Below are 22750 nucleotides of genomic sequence, written 5' to 3' on the forward strand. Positions count from 1 at the left end.
GCGTGGGGTACAACACGCGGATGCGGCCGGTACCGGGGTTGGACCAGTGCGCCCCGCGCCATGCAACCCTGAGCGCATTCCAGCTCAAAACGCCGGCCGCCGAAAATTGCGGCCGGCATGCTGCGTGTCAGTCGAGCAATACCGCGCCGAAATTCGAGCGCGGGTCCATATCGGCGACAGGGCGTCCGGTCGGCTCCGTCGCCCAGCCGCCCTCGCGGCGCAGCCAGCGACCGGTGCCGGGCTTCCCGTGCAGCGCGCCGTCAGCCACGACCTCCGCGCCCCTGACGAGGACACGCTCGGGCCAGCCGGTGACGCTGCGGCCGGCGAAGGGCGTGAAGCCGGTGCGGTCGTGCATCGCCTCGTCGGTGATGGTCACCGCTTTCTGCGGGTCCCAGATCGCGATGTCGGCGTCGTAGCCGGGGAGCAGGGCGCCCTTGCCGGGGAGGTTGTAGATCTTGGCCGGCGCCGTCGCCGTCAGGTCGACGAAGGCCTCGAGCCCGCGCCCGGCGAATTCCGGCCGCCCCTTCGATACCAGCGCATCGAAGAGCAGGGGCAATCGCGTCTCCAGGCCCGGCAGGCCGTTGGCGATCTGCTTGAAATTCGGGTTCGGGCCGGCCGAGAGCTTGCCGGTCTCGTCGAAGCGATAGGGCGCGTGGTCGGAGGAAACCGTCTGGATGTCGCCGAGCGCCAGCGCCTGCCAGAGCGCATCCTGATCCGCCTGCTCGCGCGGCGGTGGCGAGCACATCCATTTCGCGCCTTCCAGGCCGGGCTTGTCGAGATCGTGCCGGGTCAGGAAGAGATATTGCGGGCAGGTCTCTGAGAAGACCTTGAGGCCGCGACCGCGCGCATCGCGGATCGCCTGCGCGCCTTCGGCGGTCGAAACATGGAAGATCATGATCGGCTGGTCGAGCAGTTCGGCCGCCGTGATCAGGCGGTTGAAGGCCTCGGCCTCGGAGCCGCGCGGATGGCTGATCGCGTGGTATTTCGGCGCGACATAGCCCTTCTCGACGAGCTTCCTGCCCATCCAGGAGATCATGCCGTGGTTCTCGGCGTGTACGCAGACCAGCGCGCGGTTCTGCCTGGCGGTCAGCAGCAAATCGAGCAGCGGCTCGTCGTCGACCTTGATCAGGTCATAGGTCATGAAGACCTTGATCGAGGCATGGCCCTCACGGATCAGCGCCGGCAGATCCTGCTGGACCGTCTTGGCGTCGGGATTGGCGACGATGAGATGGAAGGCGTAGTCGATCAGCGCGCCGCGCCGGGCGAGGGCCGAATAATCATCGACGACCTTGCGGAGATCGAGGCCGCGATGCTGGGCGGCGAAGGAGATCAGCGTCGTGTTGCCGCCGAAGGCGGCCGAGGTCGTGGCGCTCTCGAAGGTGTCGGCATTGAGCAGCCCGCCGGCGGAGACCTGCTCGACATGGGCATGGGTGTCGATGCCGCCCGGCAGGACGAGCTTGCCGCTGGCGTCGATTTCGCGGGTGCCCGGCGCGAGGCCCTGGCCGAGCGCGGCGATCTTGCCGTCCTTGATCGCGACATCGGATCGGAAGCTGCCGGTCGCGGAGCCGACCGTGCCGCCGCGAATGACCAGATCGTAGTTTGCCGTCATATGTTCTCGTCCTTCTCAGCGCACCATAATGGTGCCGATCGCCATGGCGACCGCAGCTTGCGTCGGGTCGATCACCGGGATGCCGAGCGCATCCTCCAGCGGCCTGCGATGGCGTGCCATGCCGGCGCAGCCCATGATGATGGCGCCGGCGCCGTGATCGTCCCGGAGTTCGAGTCCGACCGTGATCATCCGCTGCAGCGTGCCCTCGCCGGATGCGCTTTCAGCTACAGACATTTCGAGCGGTCGCTCGCCGGCAAGCCTGTCCATCAGCCCCATCTGGCGGAGATAGCGGATATGGCGCGGGATGGAGCGCGACTTGATCGCGATGACGCCGAAGCGGTCCGCCCGCGTCAAGGCGGTGAGCACGCCGCATTCGGCGATGCCGAAGACCGGGCTCGCTGCACCTTCGCGGGCGACATGGAGGCCGGGGTCCGAATAGCAGGCGATGACGAAGGCGTCGACGCCGTCGGCAGTCTCGATCCGGCGGCGCAGGGGAAGGGCGACGCTCTCGACATGCTCCTGCGTCTCGATGCCGATCGGGCCCTCGGTCAGCGTCTCGCAGACCAGTTCCGGTCCCTCGGCGAAGGCGAGGGGCGCCAGCGCCTGCCGCAGCCCTTCGGTGACAACTTCGTTCGAATTGGGGTTGATGACGAGGATGCGGGGGCGGCGGCTCATCGGCGGAATCCGGAGATGATGGGCAGATCGTTCAGCATGGCATTGCTCACCGGCTCAGGCGACCTCTCTTGCCACCCAGTCGGCCAGGATGGTGCAGGCGGCAAGGAAGTCGTCGATCTCCATTGCCTCCAGCGGATTGTGGCTGCCATGCTCGTTGCGCACGAACAGCATGGCGATGGGCACGCCGGCCGTGGCGAAGGCGGCGGAATCATGCGAGGCCGGGCTGCCGAGCGGCATGGTCGCGATGCTCTGCTGGGCGGCGGCGGCTTCCAGCCCTGCGGCGATGCCGGGGTCGACCGGTCCGACGGCGGCACTGGCGCGCGTGCCGAGCTCGAAGGTCACGCGCCGGTGCCTCTCGATCTCGCGGATTTCCGCCAGCATCTTCGCCTCGACCCGTTCCAGCACGGCGGCATCGTAGGCGCGCACGTCGAGGCTGAAGGCGAAGCTGCCCGGAACCGTGGTCAGGCCGTGGACGGCCGGATCGGTATGGAAGCGGCCGAGCGTGACCGCCATCGGGAAGCCGGCGGCTTCCTCTTCCTGCCAGAGCCGGTCGAGCCGCATGGCGAATTCGGCGCCGGCCATGGCGGCGTCGCGGCGGAAGCGTCGGGGCGTCCCGACATGGTCGTGCCGCCCCAAGATGCGCGCGTCGGGGTAACGGAAATTGCCCGGTACGCCGGTGCAGATCGCGACCGGCAGGCCTGATTCCACCAGACTGGGCGCCTGCTCGATATGGACTTCGAGGAAGGCGCGGATCGCGGCGGGATCGAGATGGCGCTCACGCCGGCGGATCGCCGCGGAGTTGCCGCCGCAGGCGTCGATGCTTGCGGCGAGCGCGCGGCCATCATCGATGCGTCTGACCTCCAGCGCCCCATCAGGCAGAGTGCCGAGCGCCGAGCGGCTGCCGATATAGGAGACTTGGAACCAGACGCTCTCTTCGGCCCGCACGCCCATTGCCGTGACGTCGCAGCGCGGCTGGATGCCCAGTGCGCGCAAGGTCTCGATGACGACGAGCCCGGCGATGACGCCCGCTGCGCCGTCGAAATTGCCGCCATGCGGCACGCTGTCGAGATGAGAGCCCATCAGGATGCGCGGAGCCACGGCGTCGCGGCCGGTCAGGGTGACATAGGTGTTTGCGGCGAAGTCGTGGGTGACAGCGAGCCCCCGGGCCTTGCCGTGCTCCATAAGCAGGCGGTGGCCGAAATCCTCTCCCGCGCCATAGGTGTCGCGGGTGATGCCGGGCTCGTCGCGGCTGCCGGCCGCCAGCCGTTCTAACAGAGCCTCCACCCAGCCGCGCTGCGCGGCGACGGCCGCGGCGATGGCCGTTTCGGCGTGGGGCGTCCTGGCGGTGGCAGTCATATCGGTCCGGTCGGGTGTGGGCGCAGCCCTGTCACACGCCCGGCCTTGAAGCGGCGATGATCGAGCATGCGCGTGGTCTTATGATATTTGCCGCCGGGAGGCAGCCGGGAAACCTTGGGCCAACCCGCGCAGCCAGACAATGGCGCTGTCTATGCGGATTTCCGGGGTGACATTCGCGCGTTGAATAGCACGGGCGTGCTCAGCCCTGCCCGAGCTTGGCGGCCGTTTCGGCGGCGATCAGCCTGACCTCGCGCAGGAAGGCGTCGGCCGCGCGCGAGATCGGCCGCTTGCGTGAGCGCACGACCGAAGCCATCACCTCGGAGGCGGGGGAGAAGGGGCGGATGGCCAGGTCGTAATGGCCGCTGAAGACGGGAGAAAGGGGGTCGACCACGGCGACGCCGACACCGTTTTCCGCGAGCACGCAGGCCGTGTTGCAGTAGCGGACCTCGACCGAAAAGCGGAACGGCACGTCGGCCTGGGCGAAGGCACGACGGACGATGGTGCCCATCCGGGTGCCCTGTTCGAGGGCGATATAGGGCACCTCCCGCAGGTCGTCCGGCGTGATCGTCGGTTTCGAGGCCAAGGGATGGTCGGGGCGCATGACGCAGACCATGCTGCCGGTGAAGAACGTCTCGGCATCGAGCCCGCGATCGTCATCCAGGCCCATGACGAAGCCGAGCTCAGCGGTTCCGTTCTCGACGCTCTCCAGGACATGCTCGAAGCGCCGGACGTCGAAGGACACCCGCACTTTCGGGCGCTTGGCGAGGTAGTTGCGCAGCGCCGCGGGCAGGACGCCGTAGCCCAGCGGTGGCGTCGCGATGATGCGGATATGGCCGGCCCGGTTCTCCTTGATGTCCTGCACCCGGGCCTCGAAGGCTGCGTGCAGGGCGAAGATCGGCTCGGAATCCTTGTAGAGCGAACGTGCTTCTGCGGTTGGGAACAGGCGGTTGTTGACGCGCTCGAACAGCGGGAAGCCGACCTGGCTTTCGAGATGCTTGATCGCGTTGCTGACCGCGGGCTGCGACAGCTTCAGCTCCTGCGCGGCGCGAACCGTCGTCTCGCAGCGGACGACGGCCCGCAGAAGCTCGATCTGGCGGAGGTTCATATGATCGCCCCGAATAGAGTGTGCTCACACTATTCGTTCAGCAAATCATAAGCCAGTCTCCCGTCCGTCATTGCGAGCGCGGCGAAGCAATCCAGGGGGACTGGGTTCAAGCGTTCGACCTAGTCCCCCTGGATTGTTTGGTTGCTTAGCTCCTCGACCGTGTAGCCGTTGCGGGTGAACCAGCGGCCGTTGCGGTACATCGGCGCCATCACCGTGCGCAGCCCGCTCGCCGCCGCGCGGTCGAGCCAGCCATCGCTCGGGAAGGAGAGGTCGACCAGCGTGGTGACGCCCGACATCAGCAGCTCCGACCAGGCGACGTGGTTGAGATGCGGGATGCCCTCCGCATCGGCGCGGAACAGCCAGAGGAATTCGTAGAGCGAGGAATTGTAGAGCTTCGGCGTGCCGATCTCGTCGGTCATGCCCTTGTTGCCGGGCTCGCTCGACGGGTGGGAGTGGATGTCGACGAGGCCGGGCATGACCATGAAGCCCCTGCCGTCGATCTCGCGCGTAACCTCGCCCGTGTAGCCTTCGCCGAGATGCAGGATGCCGTTCGCGTCGAAGACCACATCGAGATTGCGGCGATAGACATGGTCGTCGGCGGCCGGATCATAGGCGATGACGATGTCGGCCTTGCGGATGCGGGTGGTCATGGCTGGGTTGCCTGCTCGCTGAATTCTCCACCTCGGGTCATCCCGGACAAGCGGCGAAGCCGCGCTGATCCGGGATCCATGCCTGAACCGTTCGGCCGGCCAGGGGTAGTCCGGGGCCGGGGCGGAGGGGTTGGCGATACGGTGGGGGAAATCTGTGAGCATCACAGGCGTCTTTCGCGAAAGAGCGCCCCCGCCGGATGGCCGAGGCGCGACGGAAGCGGTGGGTGCGTGATCGGTTCTTGGTTTCGCCGTTACCCGGCTGCCGGAAGATGTCCTTCGGCTGAAATCTTGGCGGTCATGGCTGTTCCCCGTTTTGTCGGCTGGCGAGATCGCGGGGCCTGGAAGGCAGTCGCGTTCGGCAGCCGGGCGTCCTGATGATCGGCGCAACGGCGATCTTAGCGGGCGCGTTCCGGAACGGGTTGGCGGCGCGCTATGATTTATTTCCGGCCGCTATTCGGCATGCTTATAGGCGCGTCGGCGAAAGCGAGCAGGATCGCAGGATGCGAGGGGCTGCCCGGACCCTCTTCAATTCATCGGAGTTATGGCAGCGCCGAAAAACTGATAGCCGGCCGAATTGCCTGCAAGCCCGCTGTGGTGTCTCTGAATCCGTCGGGCATCGACGAAGGGGACCACAATGAAACTTGCCTTGAAGATGGCTCTCGCCGCAGCCGCTGTTGCATTGGCCTCCGGAGCGCAGGCTCAGACGCTGAAGACGGTGAAGGCCCGTGGCGTGCTGAACTGCGGCATCGGCACCGGGCTCGCCGGCTTCGGTCTCGCCGATGCGACCGGAACCTGGCGCGGCGTCAATATCGAGTTCTGCGATTCGCTGGCGGCTGCGATCTTCAGCGATCCGGCGAAGGTGAAGTTCGTCTCCCTGTCCTCGAAGGACCGCTTCACGGCTCTGCAGGCGGGCGAAAGCGATGTCGTCGCCGCGACGACGACATGGACCATGTCGCGCGACGTTCAGGTCGGCCTGAATTTCCGTGCGGTATTTTACTATGACGGCCAGGGCTTCATGGTGAAGAAGTCGACCGGCATCAAATCTGCGAAGGAACTCAGCGGCGCTTCGATCTGCATCCAGCAGGGCACGACCACGGAGCTGAACACAGCGGACTACTTCCGGAAGAACAACATGAAGTTCGAGCCGGTGACCTTCGCCACCAACAACGAGGCGACGGAGGCTTACGAGGCCGGGCGTTGCGACGCCTTCACCACCGACCAGTCCGGCCTCTACTCCGAGCGCCTGCGCTTCAAGGACGCCTCGGAGCACGTCGTGCTGCCGGAGACGATTTCCAAGGAACCGCTGGGCTATGCCGTGCGCCATGGCGACGACCAGTGGTTCGATATCGTCAGCTGGGCCCAATACGCGCTCGTGACGGCTGAGGAGCTGGGTGTCACCCAGGCCAATGTCGACGAGATGCGCGAGAAGTCCGACAATCCCGATATCAAGCGCCTGCTCGGCAAGGAGGGCTCTTTCGGCCAGTCGCTCGGGCTGGATAACGACTGGGCCTATCGCATCATCAAGACGGCGGGAAATTACGGCGAGGTTTTCGAGCGCAATCTCGGGCAGCAGTCGCCGCTCAAGATCGCGCGCGGACAGAACGCGCTGTGGATGAATGGCGGTCTGCAATACGCGCCGCCGATCCGCTAAGCTGGCTGCCTGCGACGGAGACCTCCGCCGGAGAAGAGATCACCTCGGAAAAGCGGCGTGCCCCTGACGGGTGCACGCCGCTTTTTGCGTAGGGCAGGCCGCCCCGCTCAGCGGTTCGCCAGCATCATCTTGCCGAGGGCGCCCGCCACCAGCGCCTGCTCGCTCGGCGGCAGCATGGCGACGAGGCGCCGCTCCGTCTCGGCATGGTCCCGCATGGCCGGTTCGACCAGAAGGCGGCCTTGTTCGGTGAGTTCGACGATGACGCCGCGGCCGTCGCTCTCATCGGCCATGCGGCGGATATGGCCCGTTTTCTCCAGACGGCGGAGCAGGTTCGAAAGCCCGCCCGAGGTCAGGATCAGCGTATCGAGCAAGGCCTTGGGCGACATGCGGTAGGGCGCGCCCTGCACGCGCAGCGTCGCAAGCACGGCGAAGGCCGGGTATTTCAGCCTATGGCGCGCGAGGCTGCGGTTGATCGCAGTCTGAAACACCTCGTTGAGATGGAGGAGCCGGCCGACGATCCCCTTTCCGGAGCAGTCGATTTCCGGGAATTCGCGCCGCCAGCGCTGCATGCCCGCGCCGACGCGGTCGTTCTGCCAGAGCGCATCGGGCGTCTCGAAAGTCAGGTTTCGCGCTGCCTCGTTGCGCATTCAGATCCTCCAGAACAGCCCTTTCCGACCACGGCGGAGCGCGCGATGCAAGCATGCGACGTCGCGACTGCCAGCTCAAGATATCTTTCATTTATCTTTCTTGAAAGACAAATCGAGCCATGTCATGCTCCCGTCCGGCCGATGGGAGGGGAATTCCGTCGACTGAGGGAAAGCGCGCCGACAGCGGTGCACAGCGCCACGGGCAACAGACGGGAACAAGCAATCATGCGTCAGATGTTTCGTCATGCGACTGCCATCGCCGCCCTCGGCGTCGCACTCGCCTCGAATGCCAAGGCCGAGGAACTCGTCGTCGGCGCCTTCGGCGGTTCCTTTGCCGACAACGTAAAGGCCTGTCACGTCGCAGCCTTCGAGAAGGCGACGGGTGCGACAGTCTCGCTGAAGCTCGGCAATTCCTCGCAATTCGCCGCGGCGCTGCGCGCCACTGCCGGCAAGCCGGACATGGACATCGTCTATATCGACAACTCGCTGGCGGCGCAGACCGCCAACGAGAAGCTCAACGAGACGATCGACCGCAAGAAGCTGAAGAACGCGGCCGATGTGATCCCGACCGCCTGGGGCAACGACGACAACTACGTCGTCGCCATGGTGAGCGCGACCACGCTCGTCTACAACCCGAAGCTGGTGAAGACGCCGCCGACCTCCTGGCTCGACCTCGCCGACCCGGCCTATGCCGGCAAATACGCCATCGGCGATATCAGCGGCACGGCGGGCCTGCAGTTCCTGCTCGCGCTGAACAAGCTCAAGGGCGGCACCCTCGACAACATCGACCCCGGCATTGCCGCGATCAAGCCGATCGCGAAGGGCTCGGCCGTGCTCTACACCCAGGCCGACCAGCTCCTGTCGCTGTTCGAGCGCGAGGAGATCGCCATCGCGCCCTGGTACCCGGATCGTGCCGGCGTCGCGATCGACAAGGGGCTCTCGCTCGCCGTCGCCTACCCGAAGGAGGGCGCGGTCGGCATCCTGCCGGCGGTGATCATCCCGAAAGGCTCGGCCAAGACCGAGCTCGCCTACAAGTTCCTCGACCAGATCCTGTCGGCCGAAGGCCAGGGCTGCTTCTCGGAGCGTGCCTATATCGGCGCGGTGAACAGCAAGGTTCAGCTTTCGGACAAGCTCAAGAAGATCGTTCCGAATGGCGAGAGCCTGGAGAGGGCCTGGTTCGTCGATCCGGAAGTGATCGCCAAGAACAGCGCGACCTGGACGCGCCGCTGGCAGCGCGAAGTCGCGCGCTGAGCCACGCTTCACCGGGAGAGGATGGGCGATGGGTTCGCTGACCTTCGAGGGGCTGGGAAAGTCCTATGGCGAGGTCGAAGTCGTCAGGGACGCGTCCCTGACGATCGCCGAGGGCGAATTCGTCTCGCTGCTCGGCCCTTCCGGCTGCGGCAAGACCACGATCCTGCGCATGGTTGCGGGGCTCGTCGAGCCGAGCCGCGGGCGCATCCTGATCGGCCGCGACGACGTTACGGCCCTGCCGCCCAACAAGCGCGGGCTCGGTCTCGTCTTCCAGTCCTATGCCCTGTTTCCGCATATGACCGTGTTCGAGAACGTCGCCTTTGGCCTGCGCCGTCGCAAGATCGCCGGCGCCGAGCTCGACAAGCGCGTCAGGGAAGCGCTCGGCATGGTCCGGCTCGCCGCCCTCAGTGAGCGCTATCCACGCCAGCTCTCCGGTGGCCAGCAGCAGCGCGTTGCCATCGCCCGCGCGCTGGCGCCGCATCCGCGCGTGCTGCTCTTCGACGAGCCGCTGTCCAATCTCGATGCGCAATTGCGCGACGAGATGCAGATCGAACTGAAGCGCCTGCAGCGCAATCTCGGCATCACCACGCTCTTCGTCACCCATGATCAGGGCGAAGCGCTATCGATGTCGGACCGCGTCGGCGTGATGGCCAAGGGCGTGATGCAGCAATTCGCGACGCCGGAAGATATCTATCACCGCCCGGCGACCGGCTTCGTCGCGAGCTTTATCGGCAAGCCGAACCGCTTCGCCGGCTCCGTCGCGATGAGGGAGGCGGCTGGCGGGCGTCTCGCCGTCGGCGGCGTCGCGATTCCCGCGGCGCGCATCGACCAGCCGGCCGGCGCGAAGGTCGATGTCGTCATCCGGCAGGAGGCGGTGGCGATCCGCGGCGGCTTGGCCCGGCCCTGCGAGATCGCCGGCGAGGTGGTGCTGCGCTCCTTCAGCGGGGCGCGGGTGCAATATGTCGTTCGCTTGGCCGAGGGCGTCGAGATCGTCGCCGAGACGGCATCGCATGGACCGGAAGCGGCTTTGGCTGCAGGCGCCCCCGTTGCGCTCGCCATCGACCCGGCAGCCGTCTTCGCGATGCCGCCCGAAGGCTCCACGTCATGATGTCGCGGCGGCAAGGGCTCCTGCTGATCGCGCCGCTGCTGCTGGTGCTGGCGGGGTTCTTCCTCGTGCCGGTGCTGATGCTGCTGCCGATGAGCTTCGGCGTCTACGAGCCCGGAGCCGGCCTGGTCAAAGGTGCATGGACGCTCGAGAACTACACGCGGATCATCACCGACGAGTATTATCGCGAGGTCGTCTGGCGCACGCTGGGCTTGGGCCTGTCCGTCACGCTGATCTGCCTGCTGCTCGGCTATCCGCTGGCCTATCTGATCGCACGCGGGCCCGAGCGCTGGCGCGTGCCGCTGATCCTGCTCGTCATCTTCCCGATGCTGCTCAATCTCGTGGTGCGCTCCTTCGGCTGGATCGCGCTGCTCGCCAATCGCGGCCTCATCAACAACCTCTTGATGCAGCTCGGCCTGATCGGCGCACCGGTGAAGCTGCTCTTCAACTTCATCGGCCTCTTCATCGGGCTCACGCATATCTACCTGCCCTTCATGGTGCTGATGTTGGTCGCGGCAATCCGCAACGTCCCGCGCGACGTCGAATCCGCGGCGGCGACACTCGGCTCCAGCCGCGCCCATGTCTTCATGGCGGTGACGCTGCCGCTCTCGGCGCCCGGCATCCTCGCCGGCTCGATCCTCGTCTTCGTGCTGACGATCAGCGCGCTGGTGACGCCGCGCATGCTGGGCGGCCCGACCTATCAGGTCATGGCGACGCTGATCTACGACGAATACATGCAGCTTCTCGACTGGCCGAGCGGCTCGGCGCTCTCCTTCGCGCTGACCTTCATGGCGGTGGCTATCATCTGGCTGTCGAGCCGGCTGACCAAACGCTGGGCGGGCATGGCATGAGCGACGCTGCCGAAAACCGGCCCGGCTGGGGGCTGACGGCCACGGCCTTCGCGGTCGTCGCCTTCCTGCAATTGCCGGTGATCGTCGTCGTGCTGGCGGCGTTCTCGACGACCTCCTACCTGACCATCCCGCCGCAGGGGCTGACGCTCGCCTGGTTCGGCAAGGTGCTGAGCGACCCGGCCTATCTCTCCGCCATCCGCATGAGCCTGATCCTGGCCTGCGGCTCGACGCTGATCTCGCTCTTGCTCGGCGTCGCGGCGGCCTATGCGCTGTTCCGCAAGGTTCTGCCGGGTTCGGAGGCGATCACCTCGTTCCTCATGGCACCGCTCGTGATGCCTGCGGTGGTCGTCGGCGTCGCGCTGCTGCAGTTCTACAGCATGAGCGGCCTGCGCGGTTCGCTCGTCGGCCTGCTGATGGCCCATGTCGTCATCACCGTGCCCTATGTCGTGCGCTCGGCGCTGGCGAGCCTGTCGGGCCTCGACCTTGCCGTCGAGGAGGCCGCGCGGGTGCTCGGCGCGAGCGGTTTCGAGGCCTTCCGCCTCGTCACGCTGCCGCTCATCGCGCCGGGGCTGGTGGCAGGCGCGCTGTTCTCCTTCATCACCTCGCTCGACAACGTGCCGGTCACGATCTTCCTGATCAGCGCCAGCCAGACGACGCTGCCGGTGCTGATCTTCTCCTCGGTGGAAATGGGCATCGATCCCAGTGTCGCCGCCGTCTCGACGCTGCTCATCCTCGCCACCGGCATCGTGCTTCTCCTTGCCGAGCGCCGCTTCGGCTTCCACCGCTTTGTCTGAACGGAACTGTCATGCCGCTGACCTCCAAGGGTTTCCCGCTCTTCCTGACCTTCGATCTCGACGCCGAGACGATGTGGACCGGTCGCGACCCGGCCTATGCCGACCGGCCGATCCTGATGTCGCAGGGCGCCTATGGCTGGAAGGTCGGCACGGGTCGCGTGCTCGACCTGCTCGACCGCTATGGCATCAAGGCGACCTTCTTCGTGCCGGGCCTGATTATCGACCAGCGCGAGGGGCTGATGGAGGAGATCCTGAAGCGCGGCCACGAGCTCGCCCATCACAGCTACAGCCACACCTGGATCCTCAACCTCTCGCCCGAAGAGGAGCGCGAGGAGATGGAGAAGGGCTTCCAGTCGATCAAGCGCGTCAGCGGCCGCGCGCCGCGGGGCTGGCGCTCGCCGGCGGCCGAGATCAGCCCGATCACCATGCCGATGCTGGTCGAATACGGCTTCGACTATTCCTCCAATTTCTTCGACGACGACTCGCCCTATCTCCATACGGTCCAGGGCAAGGAGACGAAGATCGTCGAACTGCCCTTCCGCTGGGTGCTCGATGACGCGCCCTTCTTCCAGTACTCGATCGTGCTGCCCGGCCGCACCATGCAGGCGCCCTCGGCCCTGCTCGAAGCCTGGAAGGGCGAGTTCGACGTGCTCTATGCCGAGGACCGGATGATGATGGTCGGCATGCATCCCGAGATGATCGGCCAGCCCTCGCGCATCAAGGCGCTGGAAGGGCTGATCGAGCACGCGCTGAAGCATCCGAATGTCTGGATCGGCCGCTGCGACGAGATGGTCGACGACATGCGCCCCGGCCTCGAGAAGGCGCGTGCGGAGGCCAAGGCATGAGTGGCCCGCTCGCCGGCCGGCGCATCCTGATCACCGGCGCGGCCAAGGGCATCGGCCTTGCCACTGGCGAACGCTTCGTCAAGGAGGGCGCGCAAGTTGCAGCACTCGACCGTGACGCCAGGGCGCTGGCGCAGCTGGCGGAAAGGTTTGAGGCAGACAAGCTTGCGATCTTCGAGGTCGATGTGTCCGATCCCGCTTCAGTCGGCGCGGCCGTCGCCAAAGCTGCCGCAGCGCTCGGCGGCCTTGACGGCGTCGTCAACTCGGCGGGGATCGACCTCATCTCCGATATCGAGGCCATGGCGCTCGCCGACTGGAATCGCATCATTGCGGTCAACCTGACCGGTCCGATGCTGGTGGCGCAGGCCGCCTATCCGCATCTCAAGGCGGCGGGCGGCGGCACCATCGTCAACGTCTCGTCGGGCGCCGGCCTCTCGCCGCTGAAGCATCGCACCGCCTATTGCGCTTCCAAGGCCGGCTTGCAGATGGCGGCCAAGGCGCTCGCCATGGAAGCGGCGGAATTCGGCATCCGCGTCAACACGATCTGCCCCGGCGCGGTCGAGACCGAGCTGTTCCGCACGAGCATCGATGCTGCGCCCGATCCCGCCGCGGCCTATGAGGCCGTGCGCGCCCGCTATGCGCTCCAGCGCGTGGCGTCGCCCGAGGAGATCGCCGCGGCGATCCTGTGGCTGACGAGCGCGGAATCCTCCTATGTCACCGGCACGGCCATCGCGGTCGATGGCGGCCGAACTTTCCACTGATAGCGATGGCCTTCGAAACCGACCTGTCGTCATTGCGAGCGCAGCGAAGCAATCCAGGGGGACGTAGAGCTCTGCCGCTCCTGGATTGCTTCGCTGCGCTCGCAATGACGGCAAATCGGCATCGGTTCATCTCGAGAGCCGTCGGTATGACAGGAACAGGGAGCCGGCCATGACGAGCGGACGCTTCACCGGCAAGGTCGTCGCCATCACCGGTGCGGCACACGGCATCGGTGCGGCGACGGCACGGCGCTTCCTCGACGAAGGCGCGCAGGTCGCCGTGATCGACCGTGAGGCCGACGGCTTCGCGGAGAGCTTCGCCGGCCAGCCGGGCGACCGCCTTCTGACCATGGCGGGTGACTGCACCGATGCGGCCGTGCTCGCCGATTTCCATGCCCGCACGGTTGCGGCCTTCGGCCCTGTCGACATCCTCTTCAACAACGTCGGCCAGAGCGGGCGCGAGCGCGCCGCGCCGTTCCACGAGTCGCAGGAAGAAGTCTGGCGTTTCGTGCTGGAGGTCTCGCTCTTCACCGCGATGCGGATGAGCCGCCTCGTCGTGCCCTCCATGCGCGAGCGCGGCGGGCGCATCGTCAACATGTCGAGCGACGCGGCGCTCGTCGGCGACGCCGGCCTCACCGATTACGCTGCCGCCAAGATGGGCATCATCGGCTTCACCCGCTCGCTCGCCCGCGAGCTCGCGCCGCATCGCGTCACCGTCAATGCGGTCGCGCCCGGAGCCATCCGCACCCGCGCCCATGACAGGCTGACGCCGGCGGTGATCGAGAAGATCAAGGCGACGACGCCGGCCGGCTTCATCGCCGAGCCGGAGGATGTCGCCGGCTGCGTCGCCTTCCTCGCCTGCGACGATGCCCGCTACGTCACCGGCCAGACGCTGCTGATCGATGGCGGCCGCTGGATGATCTGAGGACAGCCATGACCGATATCGCCGATCTCTCCGCCGTCGATCTCGCCGCCGCGATCCGGGCCAGGACCGTCTCGCCGGTCGAAGCGGTCGAGGCCGCGCTTGCCCGTATCGAGGAGGACGCCGGGCTCAACGCCTTCATGGCCGTCTGCGCCGAGCGGGCTCGCTCCGAGGCGAAGGAGGCAGAAGCGAAGGTGATGCGCGGCGAGCCGCTCGGCGCGCTCCACGGCATCCCGTTCTCGGTCAAGGACCTGACCAATACAGAGGGCGTCGCGACCACGCAGGGTTCGGCCCTCTTTGCCGGCAATGTTCCGAAGGCCGATGCGGTCGCGGTCGCCCGCGCACGGGCCGCTGGCGCCATTCTGATCGGCAAGACGACGACGCCGGAGTTCGGTCACAAGCCCTTCACTGAGGGTCCCTTCTTCGGCCGCACCCTCAATCCGCATAGCCACGCCCATACCTGCGGCGGCTCTTCGGGCGGAGCCGCGGTTGCGGTCGCCGCCGGCATGGGACAGCTCGCCCTCGGCAGCGATGGCGGCGGCTCGATCCGCATTCCCGCGGCCTGCTGCGGGGTCGTCGGCCTGAAGGCGACTCTGGGTGCCATTCCCAACCTGCAGGCTCCAGATCTCTTCGGCGCGAACTCCTTCGTCGGGCCGATGGCGCGTGATGTCGCCGATACGCGGCTAATGTTCGACGTCCTGCGTGGCCCCGACCGGCGTGACCCCTACGGTCAGGTGCCGGGCTTCCCGGAGCGCCGGCTCGGCGAGGGCGAGAAGCCGCGCATCGGCTTCCTCCTGCGCTGTGGCAATATCCTCGATCCGGATGTCGAGGCGGCGGTCGTCGCGGCCATGAAACGGGCGGAAGCGCTCGGCTGGGTCGTCGAGCCGATCGAGCTCGATCTGGTTTCGCTCGAGCCGCATTTTCTCGTCTTCCTGCGCTCGCTGCTGCTGGCACGGCTTGGCGGCCATGCCGAGAAAACGCCGGAGAAGCTCGATCCGACGCTGCTCGCCACGATCGAGGCCGGTCGCGCCTATAGCGCCGCCGAACTCTGCCAGGCCCAGTTCGCGCGGACCGATTGCTTCGCCAAGGTGCAGGACATCCTCTCGCGCTTCGACCTGATCGCCTCTCCGACCTTGTCGGCACCGGCACTACCGGTCGGCCTCGATCCGCTCGGCCCGATCGAGATCGCAGGCAAGCCGGCGGGGACGACCCGCGGCGCATGGTACCCCTACACCTTCCCGTTCAACCTTACGGGCCATCCGGCCTTGTCGCTCCCCTGCGGCTTCAGCCGCGACAAGCTGCCGATCGGCCTCCAGCTCGTCGGCCGCTGGCATGAGGATGGCTACCTGCAGGATGTCGCGGCGCGGTTGGAGTGCGTGCTCGACCCCTTCGTCGGTTCGCGGGATCGCGCGGTCGCCGGACCGGCGGTTCGGGGCTCGGCCTGACGATCGCCCCGGCCGGCGCTCGACCGCGTGACGGGGCGATCACATGGGAGAACCGCCGAGGCGGCCTCCGCGTCACCGATGCTCGCGTGCGCGGCTGAGGGCAGTGCTTCCCGCCCCCGTGTGACCTGCCTCGACTGAGCGCGCGAAGCGGGGCGTTTGGAACGCCCGTCGGAAACCACACCCAAAGAGAGCGGCTGCCCCTTTCGGCCTGCTTTCGTTGCTGGATGGGGACTGGGCTGGCTTGAGTATTGTGCCTTGGGGCCCCTCGCCGATTTGACCTTCCTCATCGTCACGAGCGGGCTGACGCGATAAGCTCCTTCTCCCATTCTTGTCTTGGCTGAGATCGTCGGGGCCAAAGCATGAGCGATCCGAAGGAAGTCGAGCTGAAGCTGGTTTGCGAGCCGTCCGACCTGGCTGCGTTGCGAGAGTGGCCACGTCTTGCCGCTGAGGCGCGGAGCACGGATCAATTGGAGTCGGTCTACTTCGACACCTCCGAGCGCCTGCTGCAGGCTTGCGGTTACGTTCTGCGGGTGAGGCAAACCGGTGATGGCCACGTCCAGACGGTGAAGGCAGGTGGTGACGGGCTGATCGAGCGGCGCGAATGGGAGGAGCCGGTCGATGGTCCCGAGCCCGATCGCGATGCCCTGCGCAGGACACCGCTGGCGAAGCTGCTCGGCAGGAAGGCGAAGCTCGCCCCGTTATTCACCGTGTCGGTCGAACGTGCCACTTGCCTGATCAGCCAGGGGAGCTCGCAGATCGAGATCGCGCTGGACCAGGGATTTGTGACAAATCCTTGCGCGGAGAATGGTTCGGACGCCGAGGCGATCAGCGAAATCGAGCTCGAGCTGAAGAAGGGAGTGGCGAAAGACCTCTTCACTCTGGCGCGTGAAATCTGCGAGCGCGTGCCCGTGCGTCTCGGCGTCGTGAGCAAGGCTGAGCGCGGGTTCGGCTTGATCGATGGGGAAGGCGATCGGGCTCACAGGGCCGAGCCGATCGACTTGTCGGACGACATGTCGGCCGCTGACGCATTCCGCACCATCGCCCATGGCTGCCTGCGCCAGCTGCGGCTGAACGAGGACGTTCTGCTTGGCCGCCACGATGTCGACGCCTTGCATCAGGCTCGCGTCGCGATCCGCAGACTCCGCTCGGCCATGTCACTGTTCAAGGATCTGCTGGCCGACGATCGGTTCGAGGGCATCAAGGCGCAATTGAAGCGCCTTTCGCAGCCTTTTGGGCGCACCCGGAACCTCGATGTCTTTCTCACGGAAACGCTGCCTGCGGAGATGTCCCGGCATCCTGATCATGCCGAGCTCCTGAGCTTGGAAAAGCATCTCCAGAGCCAGTGTGCCGAAGCCTATCTCGCGGTGGTCTGGACGCTGCGTTCGGAGGAGTGGCGGCGCTTCCTGATCGATCTGGTCGCGTGGATCAACGCCGGGCCGTGGCTGTCCGGGCAGGGCGGCGCCGAGCGCGACCAGCCCGCGCGTCCCTTTGCGTCGGGGGTGCTCGACAAGCGCAGGCGGCAGGTCGAGAAGCGTGGCCGGAACCTCGCGACATTGAGCATCGAGGAGCGGCACCAGCTCCGCATCGCGGCCAAGAAGCTGCGCTATGGCGCCGAGTTCTTCGCCAGCCTCTATGAAGGCAAGAAGGAGCGCAAATTCCAGAAGGCCTTTGCATCGGCCTTTGCGAAACTGCAGAGCAGCCTCGGTGGGCTCAATGACATCGCAGCCGGCCAGCAGATTCTGGAGCGCGTGGTGGGCTCGGATGCTGTTGGTTCCGTCCAGTTCGCCGCAGGTCTGGCGCTGGCCGATGTCGAGGCGAAGGAGCAGAAGCTGCTCGCCTCCGCCGTCGAGGCGTATGGCGAGCTGATCGCGCTTCAACCGTTCTGGCGCTAAGGAGATACGGGCGGCAGATGACCTCCAGCGCATGAGCTTTGGGCATCTCCGCAGCGAATGTTGCAGCGCGGGCGCATTCGTCTCCCGGTTGGGAGTCGCCAGCGCAGGCGCGGGGGATCAATCGGGATCGGTCACACATCGGGCGGGTTGACCCATGGAATCCGATAACGCCCGGCAGGCCATGGGCCGTCTGCTTCAAACCCGCTGCCTCTGGTCTTTCTCGATCTGTCGATCGAGGAGATCGGTATTCACCGCCGCATTGAGCGGTCTCGCGAACCACTCGCGCCGCCACGGAGCGGCAACTGGCTCGAAAGCCTTCTGGCATCTCTGACGAGCCAGGCGGCGAAGGGTTCGCGATGGCCTTTTCGGGAGGCTCCTGCTGGACGCCCATCGCTCAGGTTCTGCCCCGATCTATATGGCCGCCGCCGGCGGTTTCTCCTCGGGGCGGGTCGAGGGGCGCAGGCGCTCGCGCAGGGATTGGAAGACCACATAGAGCGCCGGGATGACGAAGATGCCGATTAAGGCCGCCGCTAGCATGCCGCCGAAGACGGGTGTGCTGACATTGCGCCTGGCGAGCATCGCCGGCCCTTCGGCGACGACGAGGGGCAGCAAGCCGAGGATGAAGGCGAAGGAGGTCATCATCACCGGGCGGAAACGCAGGCGCGCGCCTTCCGTGGCCGCATGCAGCAGCGGGTGCCCCTTCTCGCGCATCTCCTTGGCGAATTCGACGATCAGGATGCCGTTCTTCGCCGCAAGGCCGATCAGCACGACGATGCCGATCTGGGCATAGAGATCGAGCGTCAAACCGGCGACCACGATCGCGATGAAGGCGCCGAGCAGGCCGACCGCGACCGAGAGCAGGACCGGGATCGGGATCGTCCAGCTCTCGTAGAGTGCGACGAGGAAGAGATAGGCGAACAGCAGGGCGAAGGCGAGGATGATCCCGGTCTGTCCCTCCGCCCGCTTCTCCTGGAACGATACGTCCGTCCAGGCGCCGCGATAGTTCGCCGGCAAGGTCTTGGCCGAAACGGCCTCCATGGCGGCAAGGGCTGCGCCGGACGAGACGCCGGGCGCGGGCGAGCCCTGCAGGGTCACGGCGAGGCGGTTGTTGTAGCGGATCAGCGCCTGCGGGCCGACCACGACTTTGGCTTCGACGAAGCTGCGTAGCGGGATCATGTTGCCGCTGCGGCTGCGGACATTGATGCGATAGATGTCGTCGACCGAGGCGCGGTCGCTCCCTTCCGCCTGGACCTGCACCTGCCAGGTTCGGCCGAACAGGTTCATGTCGTTGACGTAGTAGCCGCCGAGCGAGGCCTGCAGGGCCTGGAAGACGTTGTTCAGCTCGACGCCGAGGATCTGGACCTTGTCACGGTCGATGTCGAGATAGATCGAAGGGGCGGAATCCGAGAAGGTCGAGAAGACCCGCCGCAGCTGCGGATCCTGGTTGGCCGCGATCGTGAGGCCACGCAACGCCCGGGCGAGGGCCTTCGGATCGGATGTGCCCATGTCCATCACGACGTAGCTGAAGCCGCCGCCGCTGCCGAGGCCGATGATCGGCGGCGGGGCGAGCGCCACCACGTTGCCTTCGCGCACCGCCCGCAGCTTCTGCGACAGCCGGGCGATGATCGCCTCTGCGGAATCCTCGCGGCTCGGACGCTGATCGAAAGGCTTCAGCGAGATCATGACGAAGGCGGCATTGGGCTGAGAATAATTGTCGAGGAAGTTGAGGCCGATGACTGTGGAGTAATCCGCGATCGCGCTTTCGGTCTTCAGGATGCTCTCGACCTGGGCCATGGCCGTGGAGGTGCGGCCGATCGAGGCGCCGTCGGGCAACTGGGCGACGATGAAGAAGGCGCCCTGGTCGTCGTCCGGCAGGAAGCCTGTCGGCGTTATGCGGCTCATCGCATAGATGCCGGCGCCGAAGGCCGCCGTCAGCACGAGGCTGATGGCGGAGACCCGCACGAGCCGCGCGACGGCGGAGCCGTAGCGGTCGCGCACCCAGTCGATCCCGCGCATGAGGCGGGCGATCGGCCCGTGCCGCGGCCCTTCGTGGCGTTTGAGCAGCACGGCGCAGAGCGCCGGCGACAGCGTCAGCGCATTGATGGCCGAGAGCACCATCGCCACCGCCACCGTGACCGCGAACTGGCGGAACAGCTCGCCGGAGATGCCGGGGATGAAGGCGACCGGCACGAAGACCGAGAGCAGCACCAGCGTGATCGCGATGATCGGGGCTACGATCTCGCTCATCGCCTTCTTGGTCGCCTGCGCCGGGGTCAGATCCGGATGCTCCTCCATCACGCGCTCGACGTTCTCGATCACCACGATCGCGTCGTCGACGACGATGCCGATCGCGAGAACCACGGCCAGCAGCGACACCGTATTGGCGGAGTAGCCGATGGCGTTGAGGACGACGAACGCGCCGATGAGGCTGACCGGAACGGCGACCGTCGGGATCAGCGTTGCCCGGAAGTTCCCGAGGAACAGGAAGACGACGAGGACGACGAGGACGAAGGCCTCGAGCAGCGTTTTCTGCACCTCGTGGATCGTCGCGGTGACGAAGGCCGTCGGGTCGTAGGTAACCTTCCAGTCGAGCCCTTCCGGGAAGGATTTCGACAGGTCGCCTACCGTCTTCTTGACGGCGTCGAGCGCGGCGATCGCATTGGCACCGGGTGACTGGTAGACGCCGATCAGGACCGCGGGGCCGCCGTTCAGCCGCGTGTCGCGGTCGAGATTGGCGGCGCCGAGCTCGAGGCGCGCGACATCGGAGAGCCGCAGGATCGAGCCGTCCGGATTGGTGCGCAGCACGATCTTGCCGAACTCCTCCGGCGAGGTCAGCCGGCCCTTGGTCTGGATATTCAGCTGCAGCTGCTGATCGTCCGCGATCGGGCGGGCGCCGATGCGCCCGACGGCGGCCTGGGTATTCTGGGACTGGATCGCGCTGATGATATCGCCGGTCGTCAGATTGAGGCCGGTCAGGTTGTCGGTGCGGATCCAGGCCCGCATCGAATAATCCTGCGCGCCGAACAGTGCGGCGTCGCCGACGCCGGGCGTGGAGCGGATCGAGTCGAGCAGGTTGATCGTGACATAGTTCGAGACGAACAGCGTGTCGTAGGTGTTCTTCGGCGCATAGACCGCGATCACGCCGAGCAGGGCCGAGGACTTCTTCTTCACCGTCACGCCGTTGCGCTGCACGTCCTGGGGCAGCTTCGACAGCGCGACCTGCACGCGGTTGTTGACGTTGACGCTGTTGATGTCCGGGTTGGTTCCCAGTTCGAAGGAGACGAGCAGCGAATAGCTGCCGTCATTGCCGCTGACGCTCTTCATGTAGAGCATCTTGTCGGTGCCGACGATCTGGGCTTCGAGCGGCTGGGCCACGGTCTGCTCGATCACCGCCGCCGAGGCGCCGGGATAGGAGGCGGTCACCGAGACCTGCGGCGGCACGATGTCGGGATACTGGGCCACCGGGATGGCGAAGAGCGACAAGAGGCCGGCGATCGTGGTGACGAGCGCGATGACGATGGCCAGGCGCGGCCGGTCGACGAAGACGGAGGTGAACATGGCTCAGCTCCGGCCGACCGGCGGAGGCACGGGCGAAGCCAGGACCGGCGTCCCCGGCCGCAGGTTCTGCAGCCCTTCGACGACGATCTGCTCGTTGCCGACGAGGCCCTGCTCGACGACGACATCGGCGCCGACCTCGGCGCCGATCTTGATGCGCTTGACCACGGCCTTGCCGTCCTCGACCGCGAAGACATAGGGGCCCTGCTGATCGGCGATCAGCGCCGATTGCGGGATCAGAACCTTCTCTTCGGGCTTGTCGGCCTGGACGGTGACGCGCACGAGCGTGCCGTCGATGAGCTTTCCGTCCGGGTTCGGAACCTCCGCGCGCACCAGGACCGTGTCGGTGGAGCGATCGACCGAGACGTCGACGAAGTCGACGCGGCCCTTGTAGTTATAGGTGCTGCCGTCCGCAAATCTGAGACTGACGGAGGGAGGGTTCTTCAGTTCCGCGACCGAGTTCGTCTTCAGCCCCAGAAACTCGCGCTGGCTGACCGGGAAGTTGACGTACATCGGGTCGCTGCTGACGATCTGCGCCAGCACGCCGCTGTCGGGGCCGACGACGTTGCCCTTGGTGAACTTGGTCCGGCCTATCCGGCCCGAGATCGGCGCCGTGATCTCGGTATAGCCGAGATTGATCTGCGCAGTCTTGAGGTTGGCCTCGGCCGTCGTCTGATCGCCCAGCGCTCCCTTCTCGTCGGCGACACGCTGGTCGCGGACGGCGACGGAGCCTGCGCTGGTGCGCAGGAGATCTTCGGCGCGTTGCCGCTGCACTGTCGCGTTCTGCAAAGCGCCCTGCGCGCGTTCCAGAGCGCCCTGGGCCTGCTCGACGGCTGCTTCGAATGGGGGGCGCTCGATGCGGAAGAGGGGTGTGCCTTCCTTGACGTTTGCACCGTCCTTGAAGAGCACTTCTTCGAGGTATCCGGTGACGCGTGCGCGGATGTCGACGCGATTGACGGCTTCGATGCGGCCGACGAAATCGGCGGTTTTCTCGATCGGCCGCTTTTCAGCGGAGACGGTGCCCACCGGAATCTTCGCCGGGGCGGCCTGTTGGGCGAGGGCGGTGGTCGCGGGACTCAAGACGAGGCTGCCGGCCAGGGCCATCGCCGCAAGGCAGAGAATTCCAGGGCGCAGTCTTCCATCCGCGCGCTGCGAAAATCCAGGCATCCGCTTTCCCCTGCCAGCTTGACCGCCGCATCGGCTCCATCACGGGGATGGGCCGGGTCGCGGCAATATTGGGCGTTTTTTTCGAAGGGCGCTACAGCCTTGTTCGGGCTGTCGCAAACGGTGCTTGTTGATGTCGGCCATTGTTCATGCCGAAGAACGGTCTTGGTTGGAGCTGCCCGAAGCTTTGGCGGCATTGATCCCGGTGACGGTGGAGCTCTCTCAGAACCTCGGAATATAGCTGCCATGGCACAGCTTTGATCGGGGGTGGAAATTGGTGCGAGACATCGCCCTTTTATAAAATTGTCGTCAAAGTGACAGTTTTGAATTCTGCCAGGTTGAATATTGTTTCTGGCATCGATGTTCTGGCTGTGCGTGCCTACAGAGGCAGTGCTGCGAATATCGGTCCTTGAGTCATACGTGAATTCGCGTCTAGAGTTCCGTCTGCTGTTATCGCTTGTTTGATTTCAATCAGTTC

18 protein-coding genes are annotated in these 22750 nt (G+C 66.2%); 10 read left to right on the top strand and 8 right to left on the bottom strand.

The genetic code is table 11. The features are described 5' to 3' along the window. Positions 1–127: 127 nt before the first annotated feature. The 5 genes from hydA to AC1DIN_RS17185 all read right to left on the bottom strand — a co-directional run bounded on the left by hydA (position 128) and on the right by AC1DIN_RS17185 (position 5395). Positions 128–1609, bottom strand: coding sequence for a dihydropyrimidinase (gene hydA / locus AC1DIN_RS17165; protein ID WP_476810659.1), 1482 nt, complete (start codon positions 1607–1609; stop codon positions 128–130). Positions 1610–1624: 15 nt separating this feature from the next. Beyond that, on the bottom strand, positions 1625–2284 hold the full coding sequence (locus tag AC1DIN_RS17170; RefSeq protein ID WP_476810660.1) for an aspartate/glutamate racemase family protein: 660 nt from the start codon (positions 2282–2284) through the stop codon (positions 1625–1627). Between the two features lie 54 nt (positions 2285–2338). Further along, entirely contained in the window at positions 2339–3640 is a 1302-nt protein-coding gene (locus AC1DIN_RS17175) for a hydantoinase/carbamoylase family amidase (protein WP_476810661.1), read from the bottom strand. Between the two features lie 199 nt (positions 3641–3839). Beyond that, positions 3840–4745 carry a LysR family transcriptional regulator gene (locus AC1DIN_RS17180; protein WP_476810662.1) on the bottom strand — a complete coding sequence of 302 codons (906 nt, stop codon included), beginning with the start codon at positions 4743–4745 and terminating at the stop codon, positions 3840–3842. Between the two features lie 119 nt (positions 4746–4864). Then, positions 4865–5395: a hypothetical protein gene (locus tag AC1DIN_RS17185; protein ID WP_476810663.1), complete on the bottom strand. Its 531-nt coding sequence runs from the start codon at positions 5393–5395 to the stop codon at positions 4865–4867. Positions 5396–6029: 634 nt separating this feature from the next. Here AC1DIN_RS17185 and AC1DIN_RS17190 point away from each other — a divergent pair. Continuing rightward, complete coding sequence (locus AC1DIN_RS17190) at positions 6030–7046, top strand: amino acid ABC transporter substrate-binding protein (protein WP_476810664.1); 1017 nt, start codon at positions 6030–6032, stop codon at positions 7044–7046. 107 nt (positions 7047–7153) lie between these two features. Here AC1DIN_RS17190 and AC1DIN_RS17195 read toward each other — a convergent pair whose 3' ends face one another. Beyond that, a complete protein-coding gene (locus AC1DIN_RS17195) occupies positions 7154–7693 on the bottom strand; it encodes a MarR family winged helix-turn-helix transcriptional regulator (protein ID WP_476810665.1) in 540 nt (179 codons plus the stop codon). Positions 7694–7918: 225 nt separating this feature from the next. Here AC1DIN_RS17195 and AC1DIN_RS17200 point away from each other — a divergent pair, with 225 nt between their 5' ends. The 9 genes from AC1DIN_RS17200 (at position 7919) to AC1DIN_RS17240 (ending at position 17553) form a co-directional block, all read left to right on the top strand. Then, positions 7919–8944, top strand: a complete 1026-nt coding sequence (locus AC1DIN_RS17200; RefSeq protein WP_476810666.1) for an ABC transporter substrate-binding protein — start codon at positions 7919–7921, stop codon at positions 8942–8944. Between the two features lie 28 nt (positions 8945–8972). Further along, on the top strand, positions 8973–10052 hold the full coding sequence (locus AC1DIN_RS17205) for an ABC transporter ATP-binding protein (protein WP_476810667.1): 1080 nt from the start codon (positions 8973–8975) through the stop codon (positions 10050–10052). Next, positions 10049–10900: an ABC transporter permease gene (locus AC1DIN_RS17210; protein WP_476810668.1), complete on the top strand. Its 852-nt coding sequence runs from the start codon at positions 10049–10051 to the stop codon at positions 10898–10900. Before AC1DIN_RS17205 ends, AC1DIN_RS17210 begins: the two co-directional genes overlap by 4 nt. After that, positions 10897–11694, top strand: a complete 798-nt coding sequence (locus AC1DIN_RS17215) for an ABC transporter permease (protein ID WP_476810669.1) — start codon at positions 10897–10899, stop codon at positions 11692–11694. The genes AC1DIN_RS17210 and AC1DIN_RS17215 overlap by 4 nt, the downstream gene beginning before the upstream one ends. 11 nt (positions 11695–11705) lie before the next feature. Then, positions 11706–12539, top strand: coding sequence for a polysaccharide deacetylase family protein (locus tag AC1DIN_RS17220; protein ID WP_476810670.1), 834 nt, complete (start codon positions 11706–11708; stop codon positions 12537–12539). Then, a complete protein-coding gene (locus AC1DIN_RS17225; protein ID WP_476810671.1) occupies positions 12536–13297 on the top strand; it encodes an SDR family NAD(P)-dependent oxidoreductase in 762 nt (253 codons plus the stop codon). Before AC1DIN_RS17220 ends, AC1DIN_RS17225 begins: the two co-directional genes overlap by 4 nt. A gap of 169 nt (positions 13298–13466) precedes the next feature. After that, positions 13467–14219: an SDR family NAD(P)-dependent oxidoreductase gene (locus tag AC1DIN_RS17230; RefSeq protein ID WP_476810672.1), complete on the top strand. Its 753-nt coding sequence runs from the start codon at positions 13467–13469 to the stop codon at positions 14217–14219. Positions 14220–14227: 8 nt separating this feature from the next. Next, positions 14228–15661: an amidase gene (locus AC1DIN_RS17235; RefSeq protein ID WP_476810673.1), complete on the top strand. Its 1434-nt coding sequence runs from the start codon at positions 14228–14230 to the stop codon at positions 15659–15661. Positions 15662–16020: 359 nt separating this feature from the next. Beyond that, positions 16021–17553, top strand: a complete 1533-nt coding sequence (locus AC1DIN_RS17240) for a CYTH and CHAD domain-containing protein (RefSeq protein ID WP_476810674.1) — start codon at positions 16021–16023, stop codon at positions 17551–17553. A 411-nt stretch (positions 17554–17964) separates the two neighbouring features. Here the strand turns inward: AC1DIN_RS17240 and AC1DIN_RS17245 are convergent, their stop codons facing one another. After that, a complete protein-coding gene (locus tag AC1DIN_RS17245; protein WP_476810675.1) occupies positions 17965–21111 on the bottom strand; it encodes an efflux RND transporter permease subunit in 3147 nt (1048 codons plus the stop codon). A gap of 3 nt (positions 21112–21114) precedes the next feature. Then, entirely contained in the window at positions 21115–22275 is a 1161-nt protein-coding gene (locus tag AC1DIN_RS17250) for an efflux RND transporter periplasmic adaptor subunit (protein WP_476766764.1), read from the bottom strand. Positions 22276–22750: the final 475 nt, after the last annotated feature.

Source organism: Allobosea sp. 05T438 (genome assembly GCF_056396025.1).